This window comes from Nitratireductor sp. StC3 (assembly GCF_003015025.1).
Taxonomy (GTDB): Bacteria; Pseudomonadota; Alphaproteobacteria; order Rhizobiales; family Rhizobiaceae; genus Mangrovimarina; species Mangrovimarina alexandrii.
Map to the genome: position 1 here is coordinate 33,512 of NZ_PYBP01000019.1, position 8,883 is coordinate 42,394.

Annotated in this window: 4 protein-coding genes; 3 read left to right on the forward strand and 1 reads right to left on the reverse strand. The window is 67.8% G+C overall.

Features of this window, described 5'->3' with window-relative positions:
- Positions 1–40: 40 nt before the first annotated feature.
- Entirely contained in the window at positions 41–3,211 is a 3,171-nt protein-coding gene (locus tag C7T96_RS22835; protein ID WP_106573563.1) for a caspase family protein, read from the forward strand.
- A gap of 22 nt (positions 3,212–3,233) precedes the next feature.
- Here the strand turns inward: C7T96_RS22835 and C7T96_RS22840 are convergent, their stop codons facing one another.
- Entirely contained in the window at positions 3,234–3,641 is a 408-nt protein-coding gene (locus C7T96_RS22840; protein WP_106573564.1) for a GFA family protein, read from the reverse strand.
- A gap of 644 nt (positions 3,642–4,285) precedes the next feature.
- Here C7T96_RS22840 and carB point away from each other — a divergent pair.
- Positions 4,286–7,780, forward strand: coding sequence for a carbamoyl-phosphate synthase large subunit (gene carB / locus C7T96_RS22845; RefSeq protein WP_106573565.1), 3,495 nt, complete (start codon positions 4,286–4,288; stop codon positions 7,778–7,780).
- Positions 7,781–8,074: 294 nt separating this feature from the next.
- The gene (locus tag C7T96_RS23970; RefSeq protein ID WP_127599097.1) at positions 8,075–8,314 is read left to right on the forward strand and encodes a hypothetical protein; all 240 of its coding nucleotides are present in this window, start codon (positions 8,075–8,077) and stop codon (positions 8,312–8,314) included.
- The last annotated feature ends 569 nt before the right edge of the window (positions 8,315–8,883 follow it).

The following is an 8,883-nucleotide window of genomic DNA, read 5'->3' on the forward strand; positions in this document are numbered from 1 at the left end:
CGCCCGGCACAGTGCCTGTGAACGCAAACCGGGGTCCTTGATGGGCGGTTCTGTCTCGGGCATGCGGCTGCGGCTCCTTTGTGCGGGCCTGGCGCTGGTGTGTGCCCTTTTCACCCTGCCGGCGGTCGCCGCCGCCCAGAACGACGCGCGCGCCCTGCGCGGCGTGGCGCTGGTGATCGGCAATGGCGACTATGCCCATCTGCCAAGGCTCGCCAATCCCGAAAACGATGCCGACGCGATCGAGGAGCTGCTCGCCGATCTCGGTTTTGAGTCCGTGCGCCGCACCGACCGCGACGCAAAAGACCTCGCCCGCGATCTCGACCGCTTCGTGGAAGACGCCGCCGAGGCCGATGTGGCGGTGTTTTATTATGCCGGCCACGGCATCGAGGCCGGCGGCGAGAATTTCCTGATCCCCGTCGACGCCGACCTGTCGGCCCTTGGCGCGGCGTCCGAGCGCCTCGTGCCGCTCAACGACATTCTCGCCCGGCTGCGCGAGAGCGTGGCCGTCACCATCCTGCTGCTCGACGCCTGCCGCGACAATCCGTTCCCGCCCGGCGCGACGCTGAAACGCACCGCCGGCGCCCAGCCGGTGCCGGTCTCGGCCGGCGGCCTGGCCGAGACGCGCGGCGCCCGCGCCCTTGCCGACACGCCGGCCGGGACGAGCACGGGCCCGCTCGGCATGGTGATCGGCTTCGCCGCCGAGCCGGGCCGCCCGGCGCTCGACGGCGCCGGCGACAACAGCCCCTACGCGGCCGCGCTGCTGCGCCACGTCTCCGCCATGGCGGGCACCGAATTCGGCACCGTCATGCGCATGGTGGCCGAGGAGGTCTATCTGAAGACCGACGGCCGACAGCTTCCGTGGACGAATGCCAGCCTGCGCCGCCTGCTTTATTTCGGCGAGGCGCCCGCGCCGGTCGAGGGGCCGCCGGGCGAGATCCTCGCCGAGCGCCGGCGCCTGCTCCTGACCATCGCCGACCTGCCGGCGGTCCGGCGCACCCAGGCCGAGAACCTCGCCCGCGGCGGCGAGGTGCCGATGAGCGTCGTCTTCGCCATGATGCAGGCGCTCGGCGTCGAGGCGACCGGCGACCCCGCCGCCGTCGAGGCGCGGCTGCGCGCCGAAATCGGCCGCTTCGCCGAAAACCGCCGGGCAAACGCGACCCTCGCCAATCCCGATCCGGAGATCGAGCGCCTGTCGCGCCTGGCCGACGAGGCCGAACTGGAAGGCGCGCTCGAAACCGCCGATCGGCTGCGCGACGGCGCCAAGCAGCGCGTCGCGGCGCTGCGCTCGACCCGCGACCGGCAGATCGCCGCCCTGCGCGACCGCATTGCCGAGGATGCGGCGGTCTTTGCCCGCAGCGCGGAGACCAAAAAACTGCTCTTCCGCCACGCCGAGGCCGCCGACGACTATGCCGAGGCCCGCGCCATCCTCGCCGATTGGGACGACAAGAAAGCGCTGGACTACCGCCGCGCGGAAATCGCCGCGCGCCTGACCGATGCCGAGTTGAAGGGATCGCGATCCTCGCTCGCCGCCGCCGAACGCCTGGCGCGCGAGACGCTGCTCGATGGCGATGGCCTGCCCGCCGGCGAGCGGGCCCGTTTCGCGCATGGCCTGGCCCGCGCCCTGATGCTGCGCGGCGCCAAAACCGGCGACGACGCCGCCATACACGAAGCGCTGGACGTGCTCGAAACGGCCGGCGCCGACGCCGAGGCGCTGCCGGCCGGCGAGCGCGCCAGGCTTTTGCTCGATACGGGGCGCGCCGGCGGGCAAATCGCGTTGACGGCCGGCGACGCCGCCGCCTTGGCCGACGTCGGGACGAAATTCGCCGCGGCCGCCGCCCTCGCCCGCCAGGCCGGGGATCGGGCGACGGAGGCCGAGGCGCGTTTCCGGCACGTGCAGGCGCTTTATTATCGCTGGGCGGCCGCGCCCTCTTCGATGCTTTTCGCCGCCTTGCAGGGCGAGCTCGGCACGCTTGTCGCCATGCTCGACACCGACGGCGACATCGATCCGGTGTCGGCGCGCTACGCGGTGCGCGCGCCGCAGATCGCGCTCGATCTCGCCATGCGCCTGAACACGACCGAGGCCCTGTCGACGGCAACCGAGATGAACGCCATGACCGCCGGCCTGTTCGACCGCGAGCGTTTTCCCCTGCTCTGGGCCGAGATCGCCACCACCGGCGGGCGGATCGGCCTGGAATGGGCCGACCGTTTCGGCGACCTCTCCGGGCTTTCCGCCGCGCTGGAGGCGCACGAGGCCGCGTTGGCGATTTTCCGCCAGGCCGGCGCGCGGGCCGCCGCCCTCGACGCAGCGTGGCAACGCGCGCTGACCCTGGTGGCGATCGGCCTGCGCGAGGACGGCACGCGGCACCTCGCCGCGGCGCTGGACGCGCTCGACGCCGTCGAAAGCGCCCCCCTCGCCGGCTCCAATCCGCGACAGCTCCGGCTGGTCCGCCTGCAAAAGGCGCGGGTCCGCGCCGGCATCGGCCAGCGCCGCGGCGATGCCGCCATGCTGCGCGAGGCCGTCGCCGGGCTCAGGGCCGCCCATGAGGGCTTCGACCCGGCCGCCGAGCCGCAACTGGCGACCTTCGCGCAGGCCGAGCTCGGCAAGGCGGTGCAGGCGCTGGCCGCCCTTAATGACGATGCCGAGGGATTGCGCCAGGGCGTCGACCTGCTGCAAACCGCGATCGGGCACTACGAGGCGTGGCAGGCGCCGGCGACCAACCCGGTCCCGTTCGTCGAGCTTTTCGCGCACTACGCCGACGCGGCCGCGAGGCTGGCGCTCGCGACCGGCAGCCCCGGCGACATCGACCGCGCGGTCGCGGCCGGAATCCGGATCAACCGCCATATGCAAGATGTCGACAACCAGCAGGGCATCGCGCTCACCGCCAACACGCTGGCCTTCGTCATCGTCCAGGGCCTGCGCGCCGATTTCGACGCAGGCCGCCTGGCGCTGGCCGAGGAGATGGCCGCCACCGCCCTGGCGCGGGCGCCCGCTTTGCCCGCCTTCGCCGGCTATTTCGAAAACACCGCCTGCGAGGTGCGCACCGAAAAGGCCCGCCACCACGCCGACCTGGCGGCCGCGCGCCAGGCCCTGGCGCTGTGCGAAAGCGGTCTGGCGAAGCTGCGATCTCTGGACGACGCGGAAGCGGCCGCGACCGCGCAAAAAGCCGTCGCCCGGGCCAAGGCGCTGGTCGCAACGCTCGCCGCGCAATAGGCGTCCGGCCGGCTCGAAAGCCCTATCCCGGCAGCCCGTCAAGTGTCGGAACCGCCCCGAGCTCCGTATCCCAGTCCGCCCGGCTCGCGCAGCAAATATGCGCGGTCGGCCGTATCTCCACCGGGCTGTCGAGGCTTCCGGCCGGCACCGCCAGCAGGGCGCCGTCTGCCTGTAGCGTTGGAACGGCCGAGCCGCATTCGGTGCAAAAACTCTTTTCGTGCCGGGTCCCGGGCACCCGGTAGGTCCTGATCTTGTCTTGCCCCGACAGCCAGGCGATCGTCGCGGTGGAGGAAAACAGATTGGCCGCGTGCGCGGAGCCGGTATCCTTGCGGCACCGCCGGCAATGGCACAGGAAAAACGCCTCGAACGCGCCGCTGATCTCGAATGCGACGGCGCCGCACAAACACGCGCCTGCGGTTTTTTGGGTCACGACCCACCTCGCTCTCGTCTGAAAGGGCCGGGTACGCCGGCCGACAGCCTTGTCCTAAAGACCGCGCCCCCGATTCGCGACCCGTCCGATTGCCGGGTCGACGAACCGCGCCGGCTGCCCCCGCACGACCGCTGCCATGGCGCAGCCTGCCCGGCAATCGCCATCTTGTCGTGCCATGGTTTTTTCATAAGAACCAATCATCGATGCGGCGTCAGCGCCGGCACGCATCGTTAAAAAGGGCGGCACGGGGTTTTTCCAAACACGGCGTGCTCGCCGACAGGCGCATCCATGCGGCCGCCGAATTCGACCTTTCCAATGGCCGCCGCGGCATGGCGCGCTCCGTGCGCGGCGCCAAGAAACACGCCAACTCCCCGCTTCCGCGTCCACGAAAACGCGGCCACGCGGCGCAGCGCCGGCGAAACCGACTAGGCGTGCATGGCCGCGCGGCCGGTTTGTGTGTTGGATTGCGTCGTTGCGGCCGCTTTCGGCTCTTCCCTCGCGGTTTTCTCTCCCCTATAAGGCCCGCCTAGCCTGACAAGATTTTCTCTTGCGCACCGACCGGGCTCCGCGATGCGCCACACGCGCACCCCGGAGACGCCCCGCGCCGGGTCCTCGCGCAAGAACGTTCGAACGGACAGACCGCCATGCCCAAACGCACCGACATCGCCTCCATTCTCATCATCGGAGCGGGGCCGATCGTCATCGGCCAGGCCTGCGAGTTCGACTATTCCGGCACCCAGGCGGTCAAGGCGCTGAAGGACGAGGGCTACCGCGTCGTGCTGGTCAACTCCAATCCGGCCACCATCATGACCGACCCGGAGCTGGCCGACGCCACCTATATCGAGCCGATCACGCCGGAGGTGGTGGCCAAGATCATCGCCAAGGAGCGTCCCGACGCGCTGTTGCCGACCATGGGCGGCCAGACCGCGCTCAACACCGCCCTGTCGCTGCGGCGCATGGGCGTGCTGGAACGCTACGGCGTGGAGATGATCGGCGCCGACGCCGCGGCGATCGACATGGCCGAGGACCGGGCGCTGTTTCGCGAGGCGATGGCCAGGATCGGGCTGGAAACGCCGAAATCGGTGCTCGCCAACGCCACCGAGGTCAAGGACGCCGACCGCAAGACCCACGAGGCCGAGCGCGCCGGCCTGCGCGACACGCTGTCGGGCGACGCGCTCGACGCCGCGCTCGACGAGCTCGAGAATCGCTGGAATCTCGGCGAGGGCGACCGCAAGCAGCGTTACATGGCCCACGCCATGGCCGTCGCCGCGACCGCGCTCGACCATGTCGGCCTGCCGGCGATCATCCGCCCCTCCTTCACGCTCGGCGGCACCGGCGGCGGCATCGCCTTCAACCGCTCCGAGTTCTTCGAGATCGTCGAGCGCGGCCTCGACGCCTCGCCGACGACCGAGGTGCTGATCGAGGAATCGGTGCTCGGCTGGAAGGAATACGAGATGGAGGTCGTGCGCGACCGCGCCGACAACTGCATCATCATCTGCTCGATCGAGAACATCGACCCGATGGGCGTTCACACCGGCGATTCGATCACGGTGGCGCCGGCGCTCACCCTCACCGACAAGGAATACCAGGTGATGCGCAACGCCTCGATCGCGGTGCTGCGCGAGATCGGGGTGGAGACCGGCGGCTCCAACGTCCAGTTCGCCATCGACCCGGCGAGCGGGCGCATGGTCGTCATCGAGATGAACCCGCGCGTGTCGCGCTCCTCCGCGCTCGCCTCCAAGGCGACCGGCTTCCCGATCGCCAAGGTCGCCGCCAAGCTGGCGGTCGGCTACACGCTCGACGAACTGGAAAACGACATCACCGGCGGCGCCACCCCGGCCTCCTTCGAGCCGTCGATCGACTATGTGGTCACCAAGATCCCGCGCTTCACCTTCGAAAAATTCCCCGGCGCCGAGCCGGTCCTGTCGACGGCGATGAAGTCGGTCGGCGAGGTGATGGCGATCGGCCGCACCTTTGCCGAAAGCCTGCAAAAGGCGCTGCGCGGGCTCGAAAACGGCCTGACCGGTCTCGACGAGATCGAGATTCCGGGCGTCGGCCCCGGCAGCGACAGCGACGACGACCGCAACGCCATCCGCGCCGCCCTCGGCACGCCGACGCCCGACCGGCTGCGCCAAGTCGCCCAGGCCATGCGCATGGGCACCTCGCTCGCCGACATCCACGCCATGTGCGCCATCGACCCCTGGTTTCTGGAACAGATCGCCGCGATCGTGGCGATGGAGCAGCGCGTGCGCGAGCACGGCCTGCCGGCCGACGCGCAGAACCTGCGCATGTTGAAGGCGATGGGCTTTTCCGACGCCCGCCTCGCCTCGCTCGCCGGCCTCGACGCCGAGGCGGTCAGGAAGGCGCGCCACGCGCTCGCCGTCCACCCCGTCTACAAGCGCATCGACACCTGCGCGGCCGAGTTCGCCTCGCCGACGGCCTATATGTATTCCACCTACGAGGTGCCGTTCGCCGGCGCGCCCGCCGACGAGGCCAAGGTGTCGGACCGCGACAAGGTCGTCATTCTCGGCGGCGGCCCGAACCGCATCGGCCAGGGCATCGAGTTCGACTATTGCTGCTGTCACGCCGCCTTCGCGCTCGCCGACGCCGGCTACGAATCGATCATGGTCAACTGCAATCCCGAGACGGTGTCGACCGATTACGACACCTCCGACCGGCTCTATTTCGAGCCGCTGACCGACGAGGACGTGCTGGAAATCCTGCGCGCCGAACAGGCCGCCGGCCGGCTGGTCGGCGTCATCGTCCAGTTCGGCGGCCAGACGCCCCTGAAACTCGCCGAGGCGCTGGAACGGGCCGGCATCCCGATCCTGGGCACCGCGCCCGACATGATCGACCTGGCCGAGGACCGCGACCGCTTCCAGAAGCTTCTGACCCGGCTCGGCCTCAAGCAACCGAAGAACGGCATCGCCTTTTCCGTCGAGCAGGCCCGCCTCGTTGCCGGCGAGCTCGGCTTTCCGCTGGTCGTGCGCCCCTCCTACGTGCTCGGCGGCCGCGCCATGCAGATCATCCACGAGGAAGGCCAGCTCCAGACCTATCTGCTCGACACCGTACCCGGCCTGGTGCCGGAGGACATCAAGCAGAAATATCCCAACGACAAGACCGGCCAGATCAACACCCTGCTCGGCAAGAACCCGCTTTTGTTCGACACCTATCTGGCCGGCGCGATCGAGGTCGACGTCGACTGCCTGTCCGACGGCGCCGCGACCTATGTCGCCGGCATCATGGAGCATATCGAGGAGGCCGGCATCCATTCCGGCGATTCGGCCTGCTCGCTGCCGGTCCACACGCTGGGTCCAGACACCGTCGCCGAGCTCGAGCGCCAGACGGCGGCCCTGGCCGGCGCGCTCGGGGTCGGCGGGCTGATGAACGTGCAATACGCCGTCAAGGACGGCGAGATTTTTGTGCTCGAGGTCAATCCGCGCGCCTCGCGCACCGTGCCGTTCGTGGCCAAGACCATCGGCCGGCCGATCGCCAAGATCGCCGCCCGCGTCATGGCCGGCGAGAGCCTGGAGGCCACCTTCGCCGCCTATGGCGGAAGGCCCGATCCCGAAAAGCTCGCCCACATCGCCGTCAAGGAGGCCGTGTTCCCGTTCGCCCGCTTCCCCGGCGTCGACATCCTCTTGGGCCCGGAAATGAAGTCGACCGGCGAGGTGATGGGCCTCGACCGCGAATTCGCGCTCGCCTTCGCCAAGGCCCAGCTCGGCGCCGGCGTCGACCTGCCGCGCTCGGGCACCGTGTTCGTGTCGGTGCGCGACGCCGACAAGCCCGGCGTGCTGCCGGCCGTCAGGCGGCTTGCCGATATCGGCTTCAAGGTGCTGGCCACCGGCGGCACCGCCCGCTTCCTGCGCGAAAACGGCATCGAGGCCGAAAAGATCAACAAGGTGCTGGAAGGCCGCCCCCATATCGAGGACGCCATCCGCAACCGCCAGGTGCAGCTGGTCTTCAACACCACCGACGGCCAGAAGGCGGTGTCGGATTCCAAGTCGCTGCGCCGCGCCACGCTGATGCAGAAAGTGCCCTATTACACCACCATGGCCGGCGCCGAAGCCGTCGCCGAAGCCATCGCCGCCTTGAAGGCCGGCTCGCTCGAGGTCCGCAAGCTGCAGGATTATTTTTAGGCCTCTCCCCTTGCGGGCAGGATAACCAACCGCCGGCGTCGACCGGCCAAGCGGGCTGCCAAAAGGTCGCGCGCCGGCGCCCTATCTCTCCCCTTGCGGGAGAGAAAGCGTTTTCCCGCATGTGCGAGGGGCTTGCCCCCGAGCACGTGCCTGGAAAACGCAAGAGAGGGGTGCGAAGGGGTGCCGCCGTCGCACCCGCCAGCAACATGGCCAGCGACGCCGGAGCCCGCCTCCCGAGCCTTGAGCCTGTCGAAGGGCCGCAGGACGACGGCGCTATGGGCAGCGGCGAGGCTGGTGCAGAAAGCGCCCTCTTCCATCACCTTGGCCACCACGAGAGCCGCCGCCGAGGTGATCGCCGTGTTTAAGGCCGACGCCTTCCTAGGCTCGCCGAGGCTTAGCATCCCCAAATTTTGGCAGGTCACCAATGAGTTCCGCTCGCGGCAAGCGGCGGCGAAGACCGGTACTCCCACTTCGGAAGAATTTTCCTCTGCTATTTCAAATCTGCAGAGCGCAAAGTACTTATCCAACTGCTGAATTTGTGCTGTAATCCACGCTAAGTTAATTCGCCAAAGATACCGACACATGACACATGCTAAATTGGTGCTTTGATGCTATCAGTGACTGACCCTGCGCGTGAGCTTGCGGACGCATGCGAACGCCTCTCAAAACCTTCCAACAAACGTGGTGACGACCATCTAGCAGAGCACTTTTCTGTACCAACATGGTCTACCGAATTTTTCCAGATTATCTTCTGCCTTTCCGAGCGAGCAGATCAATTAGGAGAAATTATAAATAACCTAGAAATTGACGAAGATTACAAAAAGGACGCTCTGATTCATATTAGGCATATAAAAAAGGCGTTTTCTCGAGAAACGATGATGCATACATGGCATCAACAAGGAATTACATACCTTAGCAGAGAAAATATTCAGCCAATAAAAATGCTTTCTCCTCTTGTTAGGAAGAAAATTTCATACCCTATGACGTGCTCCCCTGAATGTACCCATTCATAGGCTAGCGCTGTTCACGTTGTGGTCCATTCGTGACCGGGTTGCAAATTCGTTCGGTGTGAGGCCCTCAAGGCTCGTGTGCGGTCGATGCAG